Here is a 22,540-nt window from a genome sequence, read left to right as displayed (position 1 = left end):
GGAAGGCGCGTAGCAAATGCATCGAACGTCTGAAGTTCGGTTATCTTCAAGCGTAAGGGCACATAGCAAATGCATCGAACGTCTGAAGTTCGGTTATCTTCAAGCGTGAGGCACATAGTATATGCATCAAGCGCTTGAAGTTCCCTCGTCTTCAAACCGAAGTCTGCTCGTATTTACTTCAAACGCTTGAAGTGTGCCTATCTATCATGACTTCATAAATTCTGATTGCTGATTAGTTTCATAACAACGCCTCAATCTCATTCTTCCAATTCGCCCTTTTATTCACCACAAATTTATACTGTTGATTCTCTTTATCTACCACTTTCAAGCCGTTTTTCATAAGTGGCAATCCCAAAACTTTATTCGTGTAAAATTCCAAATGATCAATATCTGATAGTTTTATTTCCACTTTCTCTTTGTTGATATTCATTTTATGTGCTTCGTGTGTTAGATGTTGAGAAGTTAAGTACAGCTTGCCACCTACGGCTTCTTTTCCTTTCCACAGGTTCGCCATTCCCCTTTTTATGACATTTTCCATGTGACTATCACCTCTCCTTATCTTTCTAATGTATACGATCCACCTCGTGAAAAGTTTCATCCTTTCCAATGGGTTACCAATTTATTCCCTTTTGGTGCAGAAATAAACCACCTGCAATATACAGGTGGTTTGCTTTAAATCTCTATCTTATTATTTTTATGAATAACTTCAGTGCCGGCATCCAGTGCAGTCTTGTAATAGGAACATTTATGCTCAATCAGTTCCATTGTTTTCTGAAGTTCTTCCATTTGTTGCTCTACACTCGCTTTTCGTTCTAGAAACATGTCATATCTTTGTTGTAATGTGTCATCTCCGTCCGAACACCAATCAATGAAATGTCTAATTTCCTTAATAGGCATTCCTGTCGATTTTAGACATTCAATCACTTTTAATGCGTCTATATCGGATTCTTTAAATAATCTCGTTCCACTATCTGTCCGTTCCACAAAGGGCAGAAGTCCCTCTTTGTCATAGTAACGCAAGGTATACGCGGTAAGGTTCAATTCTTTTGCCACTTCACCGATAGAATATGTTTTCATCTATTATCTCCCTTCTTTAATAGAGTTCGAGTTAACTTTAATATTGTGAAAAAATAGTATCACGATAGTATCATAAAGTCAAAATCTAATAGTATAGAACGATCTTCCAAAAAATAAACTTCTTCTCTTGACCTAGAGTTAACTATAAGGCGTAGAATGATTCTCAAGAGAAAATACTCTCTTAACATCATAACAGGAGGTTTTTATTAATGGTAACTGCTAAAGCACGTGCTGTCGACGGTCCAGATAAACCGTTTCGCGCAGCTGAGATTACACGACGCGAACTTGATTTACATGATGTGTTAATTGAAATTAAATACGCAGGAATCTGCCATTCTGACATTCATACTGCCCATGGTGATTGGGGCGAAGTGAACTATCCTCTCGTACCTGGACATGAGATTGCAGGGGTAGTGACGGATGTAGGACCAGATGTTACCAAGTATAAAGTAGGTGACCGTGTAGGTGTCGGATGTATGGTGGACTCCTGCGGCGAATGCGAGAATTGCCAAAAAGGAGAAGAACAATACTGTCTCAAAGGAAATGTTCCGACCTACGCTGGTGTTGATAAATACGGTGAACTGACTCAAGGCGGTTATTCTACGCATATCGTCGTAACAGAGGATTTTGTACTAAGAATCCCTGATAACATAGGCCTTGATGTAGCCGCGCCGTTACTTTGCGCGGGAATTACGACATATTCTCCATTAAATCATTGGCAGGCTGGACCAGGTAAGAAAGTTGCCGTTGTCGGTATGGGTGGTCTTGGTCATATGGCTGTCAAGATTGCACATGCTATGGGTGCAGAGGTGACGGTATTGTCACAAACATTGAATAAAAAAGAGGACGGCATGCAATTCGGTGCAGATCACTACTATGCCACCAGCTCTCCGGAAACTTTCGAGAAACTGGCGGGTACATTTGACCTGATTATTAACACAGTAAGTGCTAACATTGATATAAATGCGCACCTTTCCTTATTAACGTTAGATGGGACACTCGTAAATGTTGGTGCGCCTGCAGAGCCATTGGCCGTCAATGTGTTCTCTCTCATTCCACACCGCCGTTCATTTGCAGGCTCCATGATTGGCGGCATTCGTGAGACGCAGGAAATGCTGGATTTCTGTGCAAAACATAACACAGTTCCAAAAATTGAAGTGATTTCGGCAGATCAGATTGATCACGCATATGAACGAGTGTTAGCTTCTGATGTGAAGTATCGCTTTGTGATTGATATTAGTACGATGTAAGGAAGATTAATATCAGGAGGCTTAGAGAAAATCTCTAAGCCTTTTTTCTATGAGCAAAACGATGCTTCAATCGATTTACAAAAGAATAAAGATATCTGAAAAATTGCGCATGAATGACCATTTTTTGTTGCAATATGGTAAAAAATAGTTGGGAGAAGGGTGCGTATGTTGATAGAGCGGATGAAAGAGTTGGGTTGGAAAAAATTATTGCTTTATTCTGTGATTATTTTTGTTTCACTTGTCATCATAGGCTTTACTATAATATTTGGCGGGTTATTGTTATTAGATCAATTCGATGATCGTTATCAGGAACCGGAGATGTATGAGACGGATAATTGAAATCAGGAGAGAACGTTTTTTTATAAATAGCCTGTTTATAAAAAGTGATGCGCGAGTATGAATAGTATCTTAGCGTATTTCGAAAACAAGTGAAGTATGCAAATTTCAACTGAACAGCTATAGAAGGGGGAACATCCCCTCCATTTACTGTTAAGATAAAACTTATATTCTCTTTTTCAGGTTTAATATTACTAATCCTTGCACAATAAACGTAAGTAACACTAATATCCAAATAGTATCACGATAGGTTTCAAAAGCAAGCTCATTCATGTAACCGTGATATGCTTCTATAAGCAGCCAGCCAATTGGAAAGATCGAGGCCGAGTACATGTAGGATATGTTTGTAATCTGTTTTCCACGTTCATCCTTTCCTTCTTCTCCCCAAATAAATTTTAATGAAATAAATAGGCAAATAATGAACAGTGGCACCAGAATTATACCAATTAGCAACATTCTAATTCTCCTCCTTTGTCTTGTACTGAAATACTTCATTAATATCTTTTTTAAATAAATGGGCAATTTCAAATGCTAATTTTAAGGAAGGACTATAACGGTTATTTTCCAACGAAATAATAGTTTGCCGGCTTACACCTACTTTTTCTGCCACTTGCTTTTGTGACCATTTTTTTTCTGCACGAAGGATGGCAAGTCGATTTTCAAGATATCCTGTTTCCTTAAATCCCAAATCAATTCCTCCTTTACTGGAAAGGGTATAGATTGAGTGTAATATATTTTTTACTATAAGTAAAGTTATTTTTACATATAGTCAAATTTTCTTTACTTATCCAGTGATTTGTACAAAGGGAATAAAACGTTTGCGCTATTATCTAATTAGTGGTAAACTTTTACATAAATATTAGTACCAGGTCATAATATTAAGTATTAAAAATAATGAGGTGAAGTACTATGGCTAATTCAACAGCGCGTATAACCGCGTTAGGTTCATATGTTCCAGAACGAATTTTAACAAACTATGATTTAGAGAAGATGGTGGATACAAATGACGAATGGATTGTGAAGCGTACAGGTATTAAAGAGCGAAGAATAGCCCATCAAGACGAGTTTACGAGTGATATTGGTTATAAATCTGTCTTAAACTTAATGGAACGATATGATAAAACAGTAGAAGATGTTGATTTAATAATTGTCTGTACGTTAACTCCTGATTTTAAGACTCCTAGTGTAGCATCTAATCTTCAAGCTAAACTGGGGGTTAAAAATACGGGAGCAATGGATTTAAATGCCGCATGTGCGGGTTTTACGTATGGCTTACATGTAGCAAATGGTTTGATAACAGCTGGTTTAAATAAAAAAATTCTTGTAGTTGGAGCTGAAACTTTATCAAAAATAACGGACTATACGGATAGAACAACCTGTGTACTCTTTGGTGATGGTGCAGGGGCAGTTCTTGTAGAATATGATGAACAACAGCCAAGTTTTATTTCATCACATTTGGGTTCAGAAGGCGAGAGCGGGAAAAGTCTATATTGTACAAACCTGTCAAAACGCATGTATAACGAAGAGTTAACAGATAGTGGGTATATTGTGCAAAATGGCAGAGAGGTCTATAAATGGGCGGTTAAAACGGTACCTAAAGGAATACAATCGGTTCTGAATAATACGTCAATAAACTTAGATGGTATTGATTGGTTTGTGCCTCATAGTGCCAATTTAAGGATGCTTGAGTCTATCTGCGAAAAAAGCAATTTCCCTATTGAACGGACATTATACAGTTTGGTAGAATACGGAAATACATCTTCCGCCACTATTCCATTGTCCTTAGATATAGGCGTTAAAAATGGAAAATTGAATAATGGTGATAAAGTATTATTGTATGGTTTTGGTGGTGGATTGGCGCACGCAGGATTACTCATAAAATGGACGCTTTAAGTCAGAGAATTGGCTATGTAATTTTGTTTTTCGTACCTTACCTCGATTAATGAAAACTGCAACCTTTGCATGATGTTATACGTGTAGTTGGAGTGAAAAGAATTCTTTAATATGCTGTATCAAGTTAGGGGCATTGGAATGAATCAACCAAAACCTAAAAGAATATTTGTCATAACCGGCTTTATCATGCTGGGTATCGCGTTCTTGTTCAAATGGAGATTTATCTATAATGAATCTGTTGGAGATCGCTTGCTCAGGGCTTTATAGGTATCTCTGCTTGGTCTAATGGAAGCAGTGGTTTACATTACACAGCATTTGTTTCGATCATTCTATTGATTGTGGGACTGATTTTTTTGGCGAATGAGTACAGTGGAAAAGTGATCTTTTTGATATTTCTTGCTTTGATGGTCTTTCCCTCAGATTTGTTTGCCAAGACGTATCAATCAAACTTTGCAAATGGTATTTATGCATTGGAATACCATCAAGAGAGTGGCGAATGTCAGTATGATACGAATGATTCAGGAATTCTTGTCGGCACATGCACACTATTCTTAGTGAACCATAGTAATCGACCTGTCACATTCCACTTATCACTACACCAAAAATTTGTGAGCGGTGGATGGAACGTATTGGATATTATTAATCGGAAGGATCATCGGTTGGAGCTTGATGCAAAAGAACATAGAGCATTTGAAATTAAATTCAGTCACTCACTTGAATCCTCTATGTATCAGGATTTAGGCGGTCAGATTAATTTGTTTAATGTCACAGTCACTGACGATGATGGGAATACGAGGCAGTTATAGTTATGAAAAAGGAAGTGAGCAGTTAATGGAAATATATTGATACATAAAAGGAGGCATTATCTTTGGAATATCATATAAATCCGATAAGATCGTCGAATATAAGTATCTTCTGTGTTGCTATTTGTTGGACTGTGTTATCAGATTATTATGGATTCTCTTACTCTTTATTCTTTTTGTATTTAATCGGTGCGGCTGGAATAGCTAGTTCCATTCGCTTTAAATTCGAAATACAGGAAGATCATTTAGTATATCAAGTATTCTTATTTAAAAAATCATTTATAAAAAGAGAGATCTACCCCGATCAAGTCAAACAATTAGAATTCATACGGGCCGGGTGGGCGAAAAAAGCTGCAATACTATATGTCCATACAGGAAGAAACATTAGATTGGCTGTACTTGAACCTTCAGAAGCGTATGAGCATTTAATGGAATTTGCAGAAGGTCATGATATATCGATAGCTAAAACGGATGAGTATTTAATATTGGAAAAGAAGCAAAAATACAAATCAAGTTAACGGGTTCTTAATAAGTTCAAGTTAAGGACATGAAGCGATAGGACAAATAAAGTGTAAAATATGTTTGACACTTTATTTGTCTTTATTTATAATAAATGTGTCAAACACATTTTACATTGCGCGTAATCATAAGGTGGCTCAGTAATGAAGAATAGGATAAAAGAATACAGAGAAAAATGTAATCTTTCTCAAGGGAAATTGGCGGATAAATGTAGTGTAAGCAGGCAGACGATTAATGCTATAGAAAACAATAAATATGACCCAAGTTTACAGTTAGGATTCGATATTGCAAAGTGTTTAGGAGTCGGCATGGAAGAGTTATTTATATCAGGGAACGGAGGGAAAAGAAATGGATAAAACACAAAAGGTTATCGCTGTTTTGGCCTTTCTCGTTTTCTTATCTATCGCAGGTTTTTCTTTATACAAATGGATAAGATTTGGCACGATTGATGCAGGTGGTATATTCCTTAGTTTTGTTGCTCTAAGCTATTTTTTTAATTGGCTTAAATGGAGAGATCATCAAGGCGGTGGCGAAAAAGACGAATTAGACAGACATATTGAAACGCAAAGTGCTAAAATAGGATATTATGTATTGATGATTTTATCTGGTTTAATATTGTTTATTTCAGAAGGAACGGGAAATTTTAATGAGATTGATAATTATCCTTTGGTTATCGTAGTGGGACTTACATTAGTCACAGTACCGATTACAGAGTTTATTTATGCAAAGAAGTTCAAGTAAGCAGCCCCTTTGTTCACATAAAAAAACGCGGGGGTAAATCCTGGCACATGGAGAAATGTACACCGGTGGAGGCTGCCCCCTAAAATTGCCTGGAACATTCTGCATTTTTGGAGCTGTGCAATAGTATAAGGCTATCCACAGTTAGCTTCAAATTATTCCTCCAGATATCCTTCGACAATAACACTCTTTATGATAACAACCTGCAATCGAAGCCATTTCTCTCACACTATATTAATCAAATAACTGTGAAAATTGTTATGACTGATGGATAGGTCTTTGTACCATTATCATCAATCCTCTCAATCGGAGAATAGGAATGAACTTCGGTTTTGCTTCAAGTATGTTAGAACCTACACTGCTTTCCTGGTATATTTTTCTTTTTATAATATATGGAAATCGCTTTGTAATGGTGGATTCAACCTTTGTCGAACATTTTTCAATTATTTCAGTCAGAAATTACCCTTTTATATATTCATCTGATAGGTTTTCCATTTAAAAACTTTTATCACGGCGCTAACCATCCGTAATACCCCCACTTCAAGATGCGAGAGATAAATAAGAAGCTAAGTGGGGGATAAACGGACGATAACTTCCTGATAAGTTTCGCTAGCAATCAGTGGGTGTCAAAAACCCCTACTGATTGAAGTATCACTTTATTAAAGTAACCGACTTGTGCTTTCGATGAAGTTAACTTGCCGATTATTCAGCTTATCCATTTGTTTTGCGATTAAGTCTATGCCAGGAGTTATTTGAGTATTTTCTATTTGTGAAATGGACAATCTAATTAAATCGTTTTTTTGAAATTCGGGTAAATACATTCTTTTTGCATCGTCAACTAAGACGTTTTCATGTTCCAATGCAGCTGCTAATCTATTTGCTTGTACTCTTTTTGGTAAGTAAATAGATAAATAAAAGCCCGTATCAGGTTTGGTGAAATTGTAATATTGTGGTGATAAATATCGTTCGCATGCATGTTTAACCTTGTCCATTTTTGTTCTGTATAATTTTTTAATCCTTTCTGTATGCCCGTTAAACATACCACTCCTTAAATAAAGTTCTAGTGCACCTTGAGAAATGGTTGTACTAAACAGATCATTACTAAATTTATGGCGTGAAAAAGTATTTACTAATAGTTCAGGTAATACAGCCACACCAATTCTCAAACCGGGTAGCATTATTTTTGAGAAACTCTTTAAGTAGATGACCCTTCCGGATGGATCATAAGAAAACATCGGGTCAGATTTCGTGTCAGGTTCAAGATCCCCAAATATATCATCTTCTACTATGTAGACATCGTATTTGTTGGCGAGTTCGACTATTTTCCTCTTTTCTTCATTTGTATAACTATGACCAAGTGGGTTATGAAATCTAGGGATGATATAAAAAAATTTAATGTCATTGTGGCGGAACATATACTCTAATCGATTTAGGTCTATTCCTTGCATAGTAAGTTCAATTCCGAATGTTTTGATAGGATGAAGTTGAACGGATTCGATTATTCCAAAGTAAGTAGGTTGTTCCACAAGTATATTAGATTTCCCATTAGGAAAAGGAATAGGTACAAGTAAATTTATTGCTTGTTGTGCCCCTGAGAGAATAAATAATCTATCAGGTACAGTAAAAACCTGCTGATCTTGTAAATGCTTGATAAGTTCCCTCCGGAGTGAGAGAAGCCCTTGCTGATGGGAATAAGAAAAAAGTTCTACTTTGTATAAATTTATCGCTTGATTTAAACAATGCTGGAAATCTTCATAAGGCATGGCTTCTTTATCTGGACCTGCAGAGAGAAAATCAATCTGACTATGTTTCGAAGATGTGTCATGTGACGGATTGGCATTATCGACAACAAAAAATCCACTCTTCGGTATGGAATAGATGAGGTGTTGTTTTTCAAGCTCGATATAAGCTCTTATGACCGTATTTTTACTACAGTGATACTGTTCGGATAAATATCTAATAGAAGGAATCTTAGTTCCAGACTTTAGTGTTCCATTCAAGATTTTCTGTTTGATATCCTCTGTTATATGGTTATATTTGGTGTTCATTATATATTGCCTCCTCTTCTGTACCTATACAGATGGTGAAAATAGAGATTCCTTAAAGGTAATAAAGCTATTATACTTCCATTATATCAAGATAAATAGTAATGGGAGGTGTTTTTTTGAAATGGTACAGTAAATACTATACAGTTAGTGATGATCAAAGGGAAATGGATACAGATGTCATTTTTGACATGTTATCAAAAAGTTATTGGGCATCCGACCGATCTAAGGAAGTGATTGTTAAAAGTATGGAAAGCTCTATTTGTTTTGGTGTTTATGAAGGGGAGATACAAGTTGGTTTTGCAAGAGTAATCACCGACAATATAGTATTTTCATGGATTTGTGATGTCATTATTCATCCCGACCATCGTGGAAAAGGCTTGGGTAAATGGTTGTTTCAATGCATAATGGAGCATCCGGAGAACCAAGTAAAGACATTTGGTTTATTTACAAAAGATGCACATACACTTTACCGGAAATTCGGATTTTCTAATGTAGAAACCATGCAGTGTAGAGTCGATGATCCTGCTAGCTGGGGCCGGAGATAACGAAGTAATCCATTTCCATTATTATGATTTTGGAGGAGAGACGATAATTTGAAATTTTATATAGTAGATGTTTTTGCAGAGAAAGCATATCAAGGGAATCAATTAGCTGTCTGTATTCCTGATGAGCGGATCAGCCAGGAAAAAATGCAGCAAATTGCAAAGGAAATAAATTTTTCGGAAACGACATTTATCCTGTCAGGTTTACAACAAGACGGCGGCTACCATGTAAAAATTTTCACACCTGATTCAGAGATACCATTTGCCGGACATCCGACACTTGGTACAGCATTAATTATTCAACGTTTTATTGATCCCGACCACTCCAGTCAGATAAAACTGAATCTGGAAGTTGGGCAAATTCCTGTCACGTTTAATGACGAAGAGGGTTGGATGGTACAGAATCCCCCTACATTTCACGCTGAAATAGATGTAGACACGATATCAGAAATTCTAGCTATTGATCGAGAAGATATAGACGGCGAGTTTCCGGTTCAAGTAGTTTCAACGGGATTACCAAGCATTATCGTAAACCTCAAGACTTTAGATGCAGTTAACCGTTGTAAAATAAATCATCAACGCTATGACAAACTGCTAGAAGAAATAGGAGAGGCGAATCTTCTTGTTTTCACAAATGACACAGTAAATGCTTCTAACGATTTACATGTAAGAGTGTTTATGTTTATGTCTGGTCACTTAGAAGACCCTGCAACGGGTAGTGCTAACGGAAATCTAGCCGGGTATTTATTAGAACATAATGTGTTGGGAAGCAATGTGATAAGTTATGCAGTGGAGCAAGGGTACTTGATAAACAGGAAGTCATTGTTAAAGGTATCAGCTACTAAACACAAATACAAATACGCTATCCAAGTAGGTGGTCGTGCTTTCGTTGTAGCAGAAGGGAAGTGGTTATAAATAGTGAACTAACATCAGCTTTTTGAATTTGTTGTGTAAACAAAGTAAACAAACTCAAGGATGTAACGAAAAATCCTTGAGTTTGTTTGTGCGAATAGCCTTGTCATTTATTTTTAACCACTCACAGCTGCAAGAACTTTTTGAATTTCGTATATATTACCATCTTTCTTAAAATTTTTTGAGACTAAAGGCTCCAGATTGCCTGAAATCCAAATCTTTAGTTCAGCATCCATATCGAAATGCCCAGCAGTTTCCGCGCTGAAATGTGAAATGCTTTTGAACATAATAGAATGATAGGATGTCTTTTTTTCTGTAAGTCCTTGTTTATCTACTAAAATCAATCGCTTATCTGTAAAAATAAATAAATCCCTAATTACTTTAAAAAGCTACATTTACTTCTTCTCCGTCAACTAATAATTGCCCGTATTCCTTAGTGACCTCTTGCTTGTCTACATTTGAAGCGTTACCCATTAAACCATCCAGAAATCCCATTAATAATACCGCCTAGAGTTTGAAGTTAATTCATTTAATAGTTGTTTCTTTATTAATACTTATATAAAATGGAAGTATGTTTTCAAAAATAAGTAAATTTTACATGGATGAATAGATATAGGAGGAAGTTATGCATGGAATACCATATAAAGCCGCTAAGGTGGTCAACTATTAGTATTTTTTGTATTGCTTTTTGTTGGAGTCTGTTATCAGATTATTATGGATTCTCCATAACTTTATTCCTGATATATTTAGTTTTTGTTATTGTATTAGCTAATTCCATTCACTTTAGATTTGAAATACAGGATAATCATTTAGTCTATCAAGTATTATTGTTTAAAAAATCAATTATAAGGAGGGTGATTTTCCCTGATCAAATAGAGCAAGTGAAATTCATACGTGCCCAGTTGGGCTAAAAAAGCTGCGATTATAGATGTGAAAAAGGCTAGAAATATTAGATTATCAGTACTGGTACCACCAAAAGCGTATGAATATGTAGCGGAATTTGCAGAAAATCATGATGTATCTATCTTTAAAACACAGGACTACTTGACGTTGGAACGAAAAGAAGCAAGAAAGAATGCAGAGGGATAGTATTTGGCAGTAATCGTAAAACATCTGATAAAGGAATACCACAGATGAATTATGTTTATAAATGTCAAAAATGAGGTTTAGACAAAAATTCTTAGCATATACTTATAGAACTATTAATTAATACTCGTGATACTGAGCTGTTGCATAGAATTAAATGGTAAAGAGTATATGGGAAAATGCAAAATGTACTCTTTTTCACAATAATATCCGTATAAGTAAGTATCTGAAAATAGGAGTGGTTCAGTGGAAAAATGGAAAATAAAATTGGTTCTATTACTCACGTTCTTAGGTGTAATTGGAATAGTTGCTATTATCCCATATGAAATGACCGTCTTAATGAACGATGAATTTTATCAATCCAGTCCAGAAGCCATGCCAGTTTCATTGGTTGTAACAATAAATTCGATCATAGACATTATATTTTTGTTTGTGCTGGTATTAATAGGTGTAAGATTACAAAAAAGAGCGAGATTAAGTGCTCCCATAATCGAAGGTCTTATTTATGAAAGAAAACTACAACCTATCTCGAAAAAATGGCTGATCATCGGTGTCTTCATAGCATTCATCGGTTCACTTATCACCATTCTTTTGGACATGTGGGTGTTCGCCCCCCTTATCGATATGCCGGATAATCAAACTACCGTTACTAGTTGGTGGCAAGGCTTACTTGCTATTGTTTATGGAGGTATTACAGAAGAACTCATGCTAAGGTTGTTTGGCATGACACTAGTTGTCTGGCTGCTGGCACGAATAACTAAGAAAGAAAAAGGAGATATCCCCAGAAGCTTCTACTATATTGCGATTATACTCACTGCCATTTTATTTGGTATAGGACATTTGCCAGCGACGATGCAAGTATTCGGTGAATTATCTGTAATCATTGTGATACGGGCATTGGTGTTAAATGGCCTTCTGGGCTTATGGTTCGGTTACTTGTACTGGAAAAAAGGCTTAGAGTATGCAATGCTTGCACATATGTCAGCAGATTTTTTTATTCACGTCTTGTTTGCGTCTATATTTCATTAACTAATCGGATGTTGTTTGTTGAGTAGTTCTGCATCTATATTATATGAGTAATTGCAGGCCAAGGAACATTAATAATGATCCAATAATGTTTCTTGGCCATGCTTAGCCGCTTTTTGTCCTTTAAGCCCATAGAATATTAGACTCCCTCTATTCCTCAAATATATCCTTCCAAACGTCCACCTTTTCCTCAAACGTTTTATTATAACGCCCGGGAATCGGACTGGTCGAAGGCAGCTTTCTCACATCATATCGATCGATTAAATGTGCAAAGTGTTTTCGAAAGGTTTGATAGGCCTTTGTACCATTACAACCAATCCTCTGAATCGCAGGATAAGTATCAAGTAAATCTTCCAGCGAGTTTGGTTCTGCTTCTGTTATATTGGAATCCAGACTGCCTTCCCGGTAGCATGCTCCGATCACATCCCATAGGGCAATAGCTTTTTCGTGTAAAAATGCAACCTTATCTTCATAATTTTCTATCCATTCCCGTTCATAAATCTCAAATAATATCGGCCAGAAATGATTGCGTGAATTGCCATAATACTGCTGTTTCATTAAGGACTGTTTTCCTGGAATAGAGCCAAGAATCAAGATATTGGCGTGTTGATCGATAATCGGATCCAATGAATGTATTTTCTGATTAGCCATGGCTACCTCACCTTTCCGCTTGTTTCTTATCATAAGATTATATCAGATTTGTTCCTGGATTAGATAATGACTAAGCCGTTCTATGATTGTTTTGATGTTACAATAAAATAAAGAAAGGCATAGGGAGGAGAGCACGTAATGTGGAATGATAACCTATTTACCAAAGCACTGAACACTCAATATCCCATTATCCAGGCTGGAATGGCAGGAGGTCCAACAACGCCAGAGCTTGTCGCCGCAGTTTCCAATGCAGGTGGACTGGGAACATTAGGCGCTGGGTATATGAAACCCAATCAAATGAAAGAAGCGATCCAGAGAATACAAGAGTTAACGAATCAACCTTTTGCAGTCAATCTCTTTATTCCCGAAATACAAGATGTATCTGAAAGGCAGATTAAAAAAGCCAATGAATTGTTGCAGCCATTTCGCGAAGAGTTGAAGCTCACAGAACCAGAAATAGCAACCTCATCAACAGAAACGTTTGAAAAACAGCTGGAAGTGGTCATGCAAGAAGAAGTAGCTGTTTGCAGTTTCACTTTCGGCGTTCCGTCTACGCGAGTCATTCAACAATTAAAAGAAAAAAATATTGTGGTAGTCGGTACAGCCACGACCGTAAAAGAAGCCCTCATCAACGAAGAAAAAGGCGTGGATATGGTAGTCATGCAGGGAAGTGAAGCTGGTGGCCATCGCGGTACGTTCGCAGATACATTCGAGAATGGAATGGTTGGAACGATGTCGCTTATTCCGCAAACGGTGGATCAGGTGAACATTCCGGTGATTGCTGCTGGAGGAATCATGGATGGAAGAGGTGTATTAGCTGCCCTTACCTTAGGAGCTCAAGCAGTTCAAATGGGTACAGCTTTTCTGACTGTGTTGGAAAGTGGGGCGAAACAACAACATATCGCCGCCATCTTGAACAGTACGGAAGCGCAAACCGTCATTACTTCGGTCATCAGTGGTAAACCGGCAAGAGGGATTCAAAATGAGTTCATCACGAAATTACAGCCATATGAAAAAAGTCTTCCAGAGTATCCGATTCTAAATACATTAACCAAATCAATTCGCAGTGAAGCAGCTAAGCAAAATCGTCCGGAATGGGTACATATGTGGAGTGGTCAATCCCCTCGCTTATGCAAAAGACAAACGGTCGAAAAGCTTATCGCTGACATTGCCGCTCAGGTAGATGAGATAATGAAAAGCAGACGGTAAAAAAGGTATAATTTTCCATTTGCTTTCTTAATTTATAAGGATTTGGCACCATGAAAAATTGGAAAAGGAAGTGATCGTTTGAACAAACAGCAGGTGGCAGAAACAGCCAGGAAGTACGGATTGGAAGTAAAAGTTGATACTATTTCGTTCAATGAGTCAGGTTTGGATTTTTTGGTTGCATATGCGCAAGATACTGAAGGAGAAGAGTGGGTGCTGAGGCTTCCGAGACGTGACGATGTGATGCCGAGGACAGTTGTTGAGAAGAAAGCCTTGGATTTAATCGATAAACATGCCAGTTTTCAGGTCCCGGTTTGGTCGATCTATGAAGATGACCTGATTGCTTACAAGAAATTAACCGGCATTCCAGCAGGAACGATTGATCCAGAGATTCAAAACTATGTGTGGGAAATGGATTATAAAAACGTACCTGAACAATTTCACCAGACATTAGCCAACGTATTGGCCTCACTGCACACACTTCCGACAGAAGAGGCGCTTGAAGCAGGTCTCTCTGTTCAGTCAGCAGAAGAAGCTAGGTTATCGATGATGGAGCGAATGGAAAAAGTGAAAGCACAGTTTGGTGTAAGCGAATCTTTATGGAATCGCTGGCAGTTATGGGTGAACAATAAGGAATTGTGGCCTGTCAATACCGGATTGACTCATGGTGATGTGCATGCTGGTCATACGATGATTGATAAAAATGTGAACGTAACCGGTTTGATCGACTGGACCGAAGCAAAAGTAACAGATGTATCAACTGATTTTGTTTTCCAATACCAAGCCTTCGGTGAAGAGGCTTTGGATAAATTGATCAGCTATTATAAGCAAGCGGGAGGAATTTACTGGCCTACCATGAAAGAGCACATCATGGAACTTAGTGCGGCATATCCGGTAGCGATTGCTGAATTTGCAATCACCTCGGGATTGGAAGAGTATGAGCAGATGGCGAAAGGCGCATTGGGGAGTGGATGAACGACCTGTGAGACAATATAAGTTAAAGGAATGAATGCTAAATGCATTCATTCCTTTTCTGGTGAGGCTGGACATTCATGTCTGCTTATAATACTTCAAAAAACCAACAAACATCAGCACAGACCCAATCACATTAAAAGCAACTCGAAAGCCGTGAACAACTAAAAATTCATTCGCTGTTTGTTTCAAAAACGCAACCGAATGAACCTCTGCTCCTTCGATAAACATAACGTGATTCCGTGGCCATTCAAAAATCATTGAAGTAGCCCCTTCCAACACGATCATCAACATACTGAAAAAAATCCAATATCGAGCAGGCCGAAATTTCCATGCAAAAATAAGTGCTAATACACCCGTGATAATACTCGCTGCTCCGAGAGGTGGGAAGTAGGTGTGCGGACTGGCCACTGCCATGAATTCGAGGCCTATCTCAAAAGACTCGGGAATGTTATGAAAGATATTTGGATAGAGCATAAATGTATCCACCAGTATACTTCCTAACATAATCCACTGTATCCATAAGTGAGAGGCTACGGATAAAAACGATAATTGCTTCATGACGAAAACTCCTTTTCCTTTTTGGTTTGAGTCCATCATAAGAGTTAAAACTTATCACATTATTATTGAATTCTTAATTAATTCTTAAATTTTTTAAACACGTCAGCCAAGTCAGGAGGGAAGGGTCTGACACAATTAATATAAAAAGTAGTATAAACAAGCAGGAAGCATATATCTCTCTGTAGAATGTAGTAATAAAACATTATACAGGGTTTTAATGTTTATTGAAATATGGATTTAAAGGTCAGCGAGCGATGATCCAAAAAATCAGGAGGTTATGTAAATGGAAAGAAATATTCTAGGAACGAACGTAATAACTCAAATAGGGATTCTTGTTCATGACATTGAAAAAACAGCGCAAACCTATGCTGATTTTTTTGGAATGGATAAGCCACAGATTAATCAAACAGATGCACCTGAACAAGCTCAAACGGAATACAAAGGTAAAAGCACCTCCGCAAGAGCAAAGCTAGCCTTTTTTGATATGGGTTCCTTGCAGCTGGAATTGATCGAACCTGACGAGCATCCAAGTACGTGGCGAGAATATTTAGATGAACACGGCGAGGGTCCACATCATATTGCCTTTAGTGTGGAAGGTTTACAAGAAAAGGTCAAAGTGATGGAAGCGAATGGAATGGCTTTGGAACAAAAGGGTGAATATCCAGGTGGACGCTATGCCTATATGGATACGTTTAAAGACTTGAAAATTATTACTGAACTTTTAGAGAATGATGAATAACAGTATGAAATGGGTCAGCCTCTCCACGAAGAATAGTGTCTAAATAGAGATAGAGGAACTGACCCTATACTTTTCATGATGAAGGCGGGAAAATTGTGGCCCCCTTCGATAGAAGTGTTCAATCGGACAATGTGCACGAGAAAAGAAGCAGAGCTGTCCGATAGAAGAGCTCAATCGCCCCAATACGCACGAAAAAAGGAACGGACCTGTCCAATAGCTCCGCTCTATCCCGAACTCCCAGCGTGATGCCCAACTGCGCTGTCACTCAGAGATCAAATAAGTCTTCCCATCGCGTTGTTCAATTTTTCTTTCCTTCATTAACTTACCTAATGCGCGTTTAAACGCTGCTTTACTGATGTTGAAGGTTTCGCGTATCTCGTCAGGATTACTTTTATCAGAAAATGGAAGGACTCCATTACTTTCTTCTAATTGTGCCAGGATCTCGTCCGCATCTTCACACATACTGTGTTGTTTCAACGGTCTAAGTGATACATTTAATGTGCCGTCATGCTTCACTTCAATCACGCGGCCTTCTACTTGTTCGCCTAAACGCGGTTCTTCTTTTCGTTCGGTGTGATGGATAAACCCGCGGTAGCCTGCTTCTGTTATACATACAGCACCTTCTCTGTCTGTACGATAGATGCGACCGCTGATAGTTTCGTTAAATAGATCATCGGGTGCTGATTCGAACATTCTTTCAAAAATTCCTTCTGTAGCCGGGAGGGCAAGAAGGCGTCCTTTCCGATCTTTGCCTAATGAAACATACAGCTCATCACCAACGATCGGCCATACGTCTATGAACAACGGCAGTTCATCTTTTGATACAAGGATTTCTTTTGTTGTACCAATGTTAACAAAAACACCTAAGTGCGGTAAGACTTCGACCACTTCAGCCCAGCCGTATGTATCGATTTGGATCGCTGGTACTTGTGTTGTTGCAACGGTTTGTCCTTTTTTATCCTGGTAAACAAAAACATCAACAGCTTGCTCCGCTTCCAGTTCTTGTTCTGTTTCGTTATGATGCAGGAGGATGTCGCCTGCTAAAACATATCCAGTATCTATTTTTCGAAGTACCTCCAGCGTCTGGATTGTACCGATTTGATTCATCATATTAAGACCTTCTTTCTTCAATTATAAGTATTGGAAAAGGGGTACTCTTACTATAAGAGTACCCCTTTGAATTATAAAGTAACACATAAGATTTATTATTATTTTTATATCCCGATAATCTCGGGTGGGAAATTTCAGTTATCAAATTTCACTTTTACCGCGGTACATGTTCCACTGGTAATTTTCTAACTTAAGCAACGTAAGCCCTACCTGCTCTTACGTCCTTGCGACCCCGTAGTCGCGCCAGTGTGAATAAGCATCTTCAAAAACTTTCCGTAGAATGCCAGATTCACTTATTTGTTACTTCATATTTCGTTAACCTTATAATAATCTCATAAATATCACTAATTGTCAACTATTACTTTTAGATTTATTCAATGTGGTAGTCTTGACTATTCCGTCCTCAATACAAAAAAACGTGTGAAAAAATTGTCATTTCCATCATCCTACCTCTATATAATGATATAATTTTCTTGAGTAATGATACAGCAGAGCACGTTTATCATTTGAATAAAGAAGATACGTGAGGTGCAATCCGAATGAATACAAGTCAAAAAGTAATAATTGTTGGAGGAGGCATTTCAGGAAAAGTAGTTGCGCGCGTCTTGTCTAATTATTATGCCGAAGTAATTATTTTGGAACAAGACAACGAGATCGACTCTCCTTCGCCGAGAAAAGGAGCGCGTCAAGGGGAACATCTTCACGCACTCCTTCATGCTGGTCAGCATGGCTTGGAAGCATTGTTCCCAGGTATTACCGAAAATTATCTTGAAAGTGGTGCAGTTAAGATTAATTCTACACAGGAGTTATCTTGGTTTCATCATGGTGTCTGGAAGCGAAAATGTGTGGCTATACGACAGTCCTTCAGACCCGTCCTCACATAGAATGGCATATCGAACAATACATAAAACAAATTCCCAATGTCACCATTCATTACAATCAATCCGTCCGAAACTTTTTATATAGTGAGAAACAGAACCGTATGGATGGTGTAGAAATTCTTCATCATGATAAATCTACCAGCACTTTAACCGCGGACTTAATCGTGGATGCAAGTGGAGCGAGTAGCCTTACTGCCAACTGGCTCCAAAAAAATAATAAAGCAGTACCAGCCGAAAAAATAGATCTCGGTTTGACTTATGTGAGTATATTCTTTCATTTACCAGATCGGATAAGAGATTGGCAGATTAAGCTCGTATATCCGAATCCTCCTGGCGAAAAAATTGGCGGTACCATTTCCAAAGTAGAACGTGATCGCTATATCGTCACGATGATCGGCTATCTGAATCAAATAAATACAAAAGAAGTGATAAAGGATGAGCAAGCATTTCTTGCATTATCGCAAAAACTGCCAAAACAAGATATCTATCATGAAATCAAAGAAGGAGCAGCACTATCGGAGACAACCGTTTTCCGTGTACCATCTATCATTTGGCGGAGGTTCGATCAAGTAAACGATCTCCCGAATAACTTACTCGTCATTGGTGATACGGTGTGCAGAATTGACCCTGTATTTGGCCAGGGAATGAGTATTGCTGTTATGGAAGGATTATTGCTGCAAAAACAATTGCAGAGAGACAAACAATGCACGGTCCATACAATACGGAAGTTCCATCGAAAAGCATCAAAACTAATTGCTCCGATTTGGAACACGGTTAAAATAGAAGATTTTCGTTATCCAAGTATTGCAGGTACCCAATCACGCATGCTCCGTTTTCAACAATGGTATGTGAAAAACATATATTTACTTTCTTCACAGGATAAGAAAGTGTACAATGCTTTTATTCAAGTAATGAACCTTATCCAACCAGTAACGATTTTATTTCATCCTGCGATTATTTTTAAAGTATTAAAAAGAGAGGCTAAAAAGAAATGCAAAAGGTGAATCACATTTATGAAGTCATTGAAAAGCTTGAAGGATTAGCAGCAAGGCTATCAACGAATGCCATTAGTGAACAAGAGCTAACGGATATAGAAAAGCTAATGGAGCGCTAAGAAAAAGTGATCAACAATAAAGGTCATTCTAATTATTAGAATGACCTTTATCATGCTTCTGGATATACTGTTACAAATTATATTGGATCATCAAGTCTTCACCCATTCTCCATCCATGCTGCTTCTTTCTTCGTTAATTCAATGCTCGATCCTTCCAAACAAGAGATTAACTCCTGTTCATTCTGCGCGCCAATCAATGCACAAGTTGGGAAGGGCTGATTCAGTACATACGCTAACGCTATCTGGATCGCTGTAACATTTTTTTGTTCTGCCAGCTGTTCTGCTCTTTTTAACCGGTCCCAATTTGCGTCACTATAGAAGACACGAACAAGGTCCTGATTACTTCGATCTTCTGGTGTAAATCGTCCTGTGAAAAATCCTCTGGCCTGTGAAGACCACGATAACAGTGGTAATTGTGTCTCTTCATGCCAGTGGAGATCCTCACTGTCACACGACACACATCCTTTCCAGAATGGCTCGTTTGCTTTCGCTAAACTGAGGTTCGGACTGTTGAACGAAAATCCTGTTAAGCCATTTGCGGCAGCATACTCATTGGCTGCCTGAATCCGATCGGTTGTCCAGTTGGAACCACCGATCGCTTTAATACGACCTGCTTCGATATGCTCGTTTAACGCATCGATGATCTCGCCAACGGGAACCTCAGGATCATCACGGTGCAGTGCATATAAATCAATGTAATCCGTACCAAGTCGTTCTAAGCTTTCAAAAAGGTCTTGACGGATCGCTTCGGCATTGACGCGTGGCCCGTTTTGGTCGTGGTGGGCTCCTTTTGTTAAAATAACAATATCCTCGCGATTATTGCGCTCCTTTAACCACATCCCGATCGTGACTTCACTCTCGCCGCCGCAATAAATGTGTGCTGTATCAATCGTATTCCCGCCAATCGCAACATACCGATCCAGTACCTGACACACTTTTTCATACACATTCGGTTTAAAAAAATCAGATCCTTGAATCAAAGTCGTGACAGGCTTATCAAGTCCTTTTATCTGAATCGTTTTCATATTTACTTAACCTCCTTGGATTTCGACGCGTCTTCTTTCCTCAGCAGAAGTTAGACAAGCGTCGAGTACCTTCATGTTTAACACCGCATCATCAGCAGGATAAGGTAATGCCTTGCCGTTTTGAATACTTTTGCCAACAGCATCTGCCTGTAGTGCATACTGATTGACATGTGGGACTTCGACCTCTTTCGTTCCATTATTGGTGTGCAGGTAGAAATGATCCTGTTCATCTTGATGGGAAACAAAAGCGGACGGCAGCTCGATTCTGCCTTCTGTTCCGATAATCTCCATACGATTACGGGAGGCAGCCCACATGCCACAATCAAAGGTGAGGGCAATCCCATTGTCAAATTCCAAAATCCCGGAAGCCATCATATCGACGTGATCATGTTCCTTTGAAAAGAAAGCATGGACCGTTGCGGCTTCTGGTTCTCCTTTTAAAATCATTCTGGCAGCACTGATCGGATAGACGCCGACATCATATAACGAGCCGCCACCCCAATCTTTACGATAGCGGACATTTTCTTTCGCGGCAGCGTTATTGAAGGTGAATGCACTGTGAATACTGCGGATGTCTCCTATTTCACCGGATTGGATGATTTCCTCTATCATTTGGTATCGTGGATGATACCGGTACATAAAGGCTTCTGCCAAAATGACTTCAGTTCTATGACTTGCTGCTTCCATCTCCTGTGCTTCCTTAGCATCTAAAGCAATGGGCTTCTCACAGAGCACATGCTTACCGGCTTCCATTGCTTTTATCGCCCATTCTTTATGCAGGTGGTTAGGTAATGGAATGTACACGGCATCAATTCTCGCATCGTTCAATAATTCTTCATAGCTTCCATAGGCAACTGGTACCTCTAATTCATTTGCGACTTCTTTTGCATTTTCCAGGTTTCGACTGGCAATGGCATAGACTTCACCTGTTTCTGATTGTTTTATACCAGGAATAACGGCTTTTTTTGCGATATTCGCTGTACTCATAACTCCCCATTTAATCGCCATGTATGAACCCCCTCTATAACTTTGTTGTTATTATAAGCGATTGTGATTAAAATGAAAATAGAAGCTTTTTGCAATAAGATAACACAATATTGTCCTTGGAAGAGGGAGGAAGCAATGAATCGTCAAGTGCTATTACCAACGTTAAAAAAACATGCCTATATGATCCTTCCGGAATCAGTCGGTTCCTATCAGATGGCCGGGGATCATCAGGTCTATCGTGAGGCAGGGTCGTTAGATAATTTTAGTATACATGTCGTCTTAGCTGGGACTGGTTTTGTAGAAATGAATGGCAAGCAATATACGTTGCAAAAAGGGGATTCCTTTCTTTATTTCCCGCAACAGGAACAAACTTATTTTAGCAGTTCGGATGATCCGTGGAGTGTGAGATGGGTTCACTTTTATGGAAGTACGTTAACTCACTTTTTGTCTGAGATTGGCTTTGGCCGATTTACCTTGTGGCGATTACCGGATTTGGCGAGGTTGGTGAAGGAACATGAGTTATTATTACAGGAAGCCGAGGAGAACAGCTTTTTGAGATTATCACAATTATCTACCCTTACGTATTCTTTCTTATCCTGTTTTACTAACCATGCCGTTCCGAGAGAATCGAAATCAAATCAGGAAATAGATTTGCGGATCCAATCCCTTTTACCAAAAATGCAAGAGAGAGCACCAGAACCATTCGATCTGGAATACTGGGCGGCAGAAACGGGGGTAAGCACGTACTATTTTTGCCGGCTGTTCAAACGTGTCACCAAGATGACGCCGGTGACTTTTGTTACGTTATGTCGTTTGCAATGGAGTAAACAATTACTGCTGGAAGAAAAAAATCTCACAGTGAAAGAAATCGCCGAAAGATCTGGCTATCTTAATCCAAGCTATTTTAATAAGCTGTTTCTGGAGAATGAGGGCATGACGCCGACGAAGTATCGGCAGATGTATGTGTAAAAGTATCAGTAATAATAGACTGTAAAAGAGCATTTTCGATTGGGAATGCTTTTTTATGTGTAGCAAAGCGCCTAAAAATTGCTACGAGGCATAGG

General features: G+C 38.5%; 28 protein-coding genes and 1 pseudogene. 18 read left to right on the top strand and 11 right to left on the bottom strand.

Going from position 1 to position 22,540, the window contains the following annotated elements; genetic code table 11:
- Nucleotides 1–238 precede the first annotated feature (238 nt).
- Both MUN88_RS00910 and MUN88_RS00905 read right to left on the bottom strand, forming a co-directional pair.
- Nucleotides 239–538, bottom strand: a complete 300-nt coding sequence (locus MUN88_RS00910; protein ID WP_244719769.1) for a GRAM domain-containing protein — start codon at nucleotides 536–538, stop codon at nucleotides 239–241.
- Between the two features lie 134 nt (nucleotides 539–672).
- Nucleotides 673–1,077 (bottom strand): MerR family transcriptional regulator, encoded by a 405-nt coding sequence (locus MUN88_RS00905; RefSeq protein WP_244719767.1) that lies wholly within the window; start codon nucleotides 1,075–1,077, stop codon nucleotides 673–675.
- 209 nt (nucleotides 1,078–1,286) lie between these two features.
- Here MUN88_RS00905 and MUN88_RS00900 point away from each other — a divergent pair, with 209 nt between their 5' ends.
- On the top strand, nucleotides 1,287–2,327 hold the full coding sequence (locus tag MUN88_RS00900) for an NAD(P)-dependent alcohol dehydrogenase (protein ID WP_244719764.1): 1,041 nt from the start codon (nucleotides 1,287–1,289) through the stop codon (nucleotides 2,325–2,327).
- A 165-nt stretch (nucleotides 2,328–2,492) separates the two neighbouring features.
- Nucleotides 2,493–2,666 carry a hypothetical protein gene (locus MUN88_RS00895; RefSeq protein ID WP_244719761.1) on the top strand — a complete coding sequence of 58 codons (174 nt, stop codon included), beginning with the start codon at nucleotides 2,493–2,495 and terminating at the stop codon, nucleotides 2,664–2,666.
- 162 nt (nucleotides 2,667–2,828) lie between these two features.
- Here MUN88_RS00895 and MUN88_RS00890 read toward each other — a convergent pair whose 3' ends face one another.
- Complete coding sequence (locus MUN88_RS00890) at nucleotides 2,829–3,119, bottom strand: hypothetical protein (RefSeq protein ID WP_244719758.1); 291 nt, start codon at nucleotides 3,117–3,119, stop codon at nucleotides 2,829–2,831.
- 1 nt (nucleotide 3,120) lies between these two features.
- Nucleotides 3,121–3,351 (bottom strand): helix-turn-helix transcriptional regulator, encoded by a 231-nt coding sequence (locus MUN88_RS00885; protein ID WP_244719755.1) that lies wholly within the window; start codon nucleotides 3,349–3,351, stop codon nucleotides 3,121–3,123.
- Nucleotides 3,352–3,572: 221 nt separating this feature from the next.
- On the opposite strand from MUN88_RS00885, the gene MUN88_RS00880 reads away from it, so the two are divergent.
- The 5 genes from MUN88_RS00880 to MUN88_RS00860 all read left to right on the top strand — a co-directional run bounded on the left by MUN88_RS00880 (nucleotide 3,573) and on the right by MUN88_RS00860 (nucleotide 6,619).
- Nucleotides 3,573–4,556 carry a ketoacyl-ACP synthase III gene (locus MUN88_RS00880; RefSeq protein WP_244719752.1) on the top strand — a complete coding sequence of 328 codons (984 nt, stop codon included), beginning with the start codon at nucleotides 3,573–3,575 and terminating at the stop codon, nucleotides 4,554–4,556.
- A 353-nt stretch (nucleotides 4,557–4,909) separates the two neighbouring features.
- Nucleotides 4,910–5,362 carry a hypothetical protein gene (locus MUN88_RS00875; RefSeq protein ID WP_244719749.1) on the top strand — a complete coding sequence of 151 codons (453 nt, stop codon included), beginning with the start codon at nucleotides 4,910–4,912 and terminating at the stop codon, nucleotides 5,360–5,362.
- A gap of 62 nt (nucleotides 5,363–5,424) precedes the next feature.
- Nucleotides 5,425–5,877, top strand: coding sequence for a hypothetical protein (locus MUN88_RS00870; protein WP_244719746.1), 453 nt, complete (start codon nucleotides 5,425–5,427; stop codon nucleotides 5,875–5,877).
- 144 nt (nucleotides 5,878–6,021) lie between these two features.
- Entirely contained in the window at nucleotides 6,022–6,234 is a 213-nt protein-coding gene (locus MUN88_RS00865) for a helix-turn-helix transcriptional regulator (RefSeq protein WP_244719744.1), read from the top strand.
- A complete protein-coding gene (locus tag MUN88_RS00860; RefSeq protein ID WP_244719741.1) occupies nucleotides 6,227–6,619 on the top strand; it encodes a DUF2178 domain-containing protein in 393 nt (130 codons plus the stop codon). The genes MUN88_RS00865 and MUN88_RS00860 overlap by 8 nt, the downstream gene beginning before the upstream one ends.
- 656 nt (nucleotides 6,620–7,275) lie before the next feature.
- Here MUN88_RS00860 and MUN88_RS00855 read toward each other — a convergent pair.
- A complete protein-coding gene (locus tag MUN88_RS00855; protein ID WP_244719738.1) occupies nucleotides 7,276–8,664 on the bottom strand; it encodes an aminotransferase-like domain-containing protein in 1,389 nt (462 codons plus the stop codon).
- A 116-nt stretch (nucleotides 8,665–8,780) separates the two neighbouring features.
- Here MUN88_RS00855 and MUN88_RS00850 point away from each other — a divergent pair, with 116 nt between their 5' ends.
- Nucleotides 8,781–9,209 carry a GNAT family N-acetyltransferase gene (locus tag MUN88_RS00850; protein ID WP_244719735.1) on the top strand — a complete coding sequence of 143 codons (429 nt, stop codon included), beginning with the start codon at nucleotides 8,781–8,783 and terminating at the stop codon, nucleotides 9,207–9,209.
- 48 nt (nucleotides 9,210–9,257) lie between these two features.
- Nucleotides 9,258–10,121: a PhzF family phenazine biosynthesis protein gene (locus MUN88_RS00845; RefSeq protein ID WP_244719732.1), complete on the top strand. Its 864-nt coding sequence runs from the start codon at nucleotides 9,258–9,260 to the stop codon at nucleotides 10,119–10,121.
- A gap of 113 nt (nucleotides 10,122–10,234) precedes the next feature.
- On the opposite strand, the pseudogene MUN88_RS00840 reads toward MUN88_RS00845, so the two are convergent.
- Nucleotides 10,235–10,613, bottom strand: a pseudogene (locus MUN88_RS00840) (PH domain-containing protein).
- Between the two features lie 399 nt (nucleotides 10,614–11,012).
- On the opposite strand from MUN88_RS00840, the gene MUN88_RS00835 reads away from it, so the two are divergent.
- Together MUN88_RS00835 and MUN88_RS00830 are read left to right on the top strand one after the other, a co-directional pair.
- Nucleotides 11,013–11,207, top strand: a complete 195-nt coding sequence (locus tag MUN88_RS00835) for a hypothetical protein (protein WP_244719730.1) — start codon at nucleotides 11,013–11,015, stop codon at nucleotides 11,205–11,207.
- Nucleotides 11,208–11,450: 243 nt separating this feature from the next.
- Nucleotides 11,451–12,233 (top strand): CPBP family intramembrane glutamic endopeptidase, encoded by a 783-nt coding sequence (locus tag MUN88_RS00830; RefSeq protein ID WP_244719727.1) that lies wholly within the window; start codon nucleotides 11,451–11,453, stop codon nucleotides 12,231–12,233.
- A 147-nt stretch (nucleotides 12,234–12,380) separates the two neighbouring features.
- Here MUN88_RS00830 and MUN88_RS00825 read toward each other — a convergent pair whose 3' ends face one another.
- The gene (locus tag MUN88_RS00825; protein WP_244719725.1) at nucleotides 12,381–12,881 is read right to left on the bottom strand and encodes a DNA-deoxyinosine glycosylase; all 501 of its coding nucleotides are present in this window, start codon (nucleotides 12,879–12,881) and stop codon (nucleotides 12,381–12,383) included.
- Between the two features lie 138 nt (nucleotides 12,882–13,019).
- Here MUN88_RS00825 and MUN88_RS00820 point away from each other — a divergent pair, with 138 nt between their 5' ends.
- A complete protein-coding gene (locus MUN88_RS00820; RefSeq protein ID WP_244719722.1) occupies nucleotides 13,020–14,090 on the top strand; it encodes an NAD(P)H-dependent flavin oxidoreductase in 1,071 nt (356 codons plus the stop codon).
- A 78-nt stretch (nucleotides 14,091–14,168) separates the two neighbouring features.
- Nucleotides 14,169–15,062 carry a macrolide 2'-phosphotransferase gene (locus MUN88_RS00815; RefSeq protein ID WP_244719719.1) on the top strand — a complete coding sequence of 298 codons (894 nt, stop codon included), beginning with the start codon at nucleotides 14,169–14,171 and terminating at the stop codon, nucleotides 15,060–15,062.
- Between the two features lie 75 nt (nucleotides 15,063–15,137).
- Here MUN88_RS00815 and MUN88_RS00810 read toward each other — a convergent pair whose 3' ends face one another.
- Complete coding sequence (locus MUN88_RS00810; RefSeq protein WP_244719717.1) at nucleotides 15,138–15,620, bottom strand: hypothetical protein; 483 nt, start codon at nucleotides 15,618–15,620, stop codon at nucleotides 15,138–15,140.
- Nucleotides 15,621–15,903: 283 nt separating this feature from the next.
- Between MUN88_RS00810 and MUN88_RS00805 the strand changes: the two genes are divergently transcribed.
- Entirely contained in the window at nucleotides 15,904–16,359 is a 456-nt protein-coding gene (locus MUN88_RS00805; protein ID WP_244719714.1) for a VOC family protein, read from the top strand.
- Nucleotides 16,360–16,620: 261 nt separating this feature from the next.
- Here MUN88_RS00805 and MUN88_RS00800 read toward each other — a convergent pair whose 3' ends face one another.
- Nucleotides 16,621–17,469: a CvfB family protein gene (locus MUN88_RS00800; RefSeq protein WP_369809925.1), complete on the bottom strand. Its 849-nt coding sequence runs from the start codon at nucleotides 17,467–17,469 to the stop codon at nucleotides 16,621–16,623.
- Between the two features lie 539 nt (nucleotides 17,470–18,008).
- Between MUN88_RS00800 and MUN88_RS00795 the strand changes: the two genes are divergently transcribed.
- From MUN88_RS00795 to MUN88_RS21610, 3 genes are read left to right on the top strand one after another with little or no spacing between them, the layout of a single operon-like run.
- Complete coding sequence (locus MUN88_RS00795; RefSeq protein WP_244719711.1) at nucleotides 18,009–18,353, top strand: hypothetical protein; 345 nt, start codon at nucleotides 18,009–18,011, stop codon at nucleotides 18,351–18,353.
- Nucleotides 18,281–19,354, top strand: a complete 1,074-nt coding sequence (locus MUN88_RS00790; protein ID WP_244719708.1) for an NAD(P)/FAD-dependent oxidoreductase — start codon at nucleotides 18,281–18,283, stop codon at nucleotides 19,352–19,354. Before MUN88_RS00795 ends, MUN88_RS00790 begins: the two co-directional genes overlap by 73 nt.
- Nucleotides 19,342–19,464, top strand: a complete 123-nt coding sequence (locus MUN88_RS21610; RefSeq protein WP_256463973.1) for a hypothetical protein — start codon at nucleotides 19,342–19,344, stop codon at nucleotides 19,462–19,464. The genes MUN88_RS00790 and MUN88_RS21610 overlap by 13 nt, the downstream gene beginning before the upstream one ends.
- Nucleotides 19,465–19,562: 98 nt before the next feature.
- On the opposite strand, the gene MUN88_RS00785 is transcribed toward MUN88_RS21610, so the two are convergent.
- Together MUN88_RS00785 and MUN88_RS00780 are read right to left on the bottom strand one after the other, a co-directional pair.
- Nucleotides 19,563–20,489: an aldo/keto reductase gene (locus MUN88_RS00785; RefSeq protein WP_244719706.1), complete on the bottom strand. Its 927-nt coding sequence runs from the start codon at nucleotides 20,487–20,489 to the stop codon at nucleotides 19,563–19,565.
- 6 nt (nucleotides 20,490–20,495) lie between these two features.
- Entirely contained in the window at nucleotides 20,496–21,497 is a 1,002-nt protein-coding gene (locus tag MUN88_RS00780) for a Gfo/Idh/MocA family protein (RefSeq protein ID WP_244719704.1), read from the bottom strand.
- Between the two features lie 114 nt (nucleotides 21,498–21,611).
- Here MUN88_RS00780 and MUN88_RS00775 point away from each other — a divergent pair, with 114 nt between their 5' ends.
- Nucleotides 21,612–22,445 (top strand): helix-turn-helix domain-containing protein, encoded by an 834-nt coding sequence (locus MUN88_RS00775; protein WP_244719702.1) that lies wholly within the window; start codon nucleotides 21,612–21,614, stop codon nucleotides 22,443–22,445.
- Nucleotides 22,446–22,540 lie beyond the last annotated feature (95 nt).

Origin of the sequence: Gracilibacillus caseinilyticus (assembly GCF_022919115.1) — a bacterium.
Taxonomy (GTDB): Bacteria; Bacillota; Bacilli; order Bacillales; family Amphibacillaceae; genus Gracilibacillus; species Gracilibacillus caseinilyticus.
Note: the sequence above shows the minus strand (reverse complement) of the source record. Positions and strands in the feature narration are given on the sequence as shown.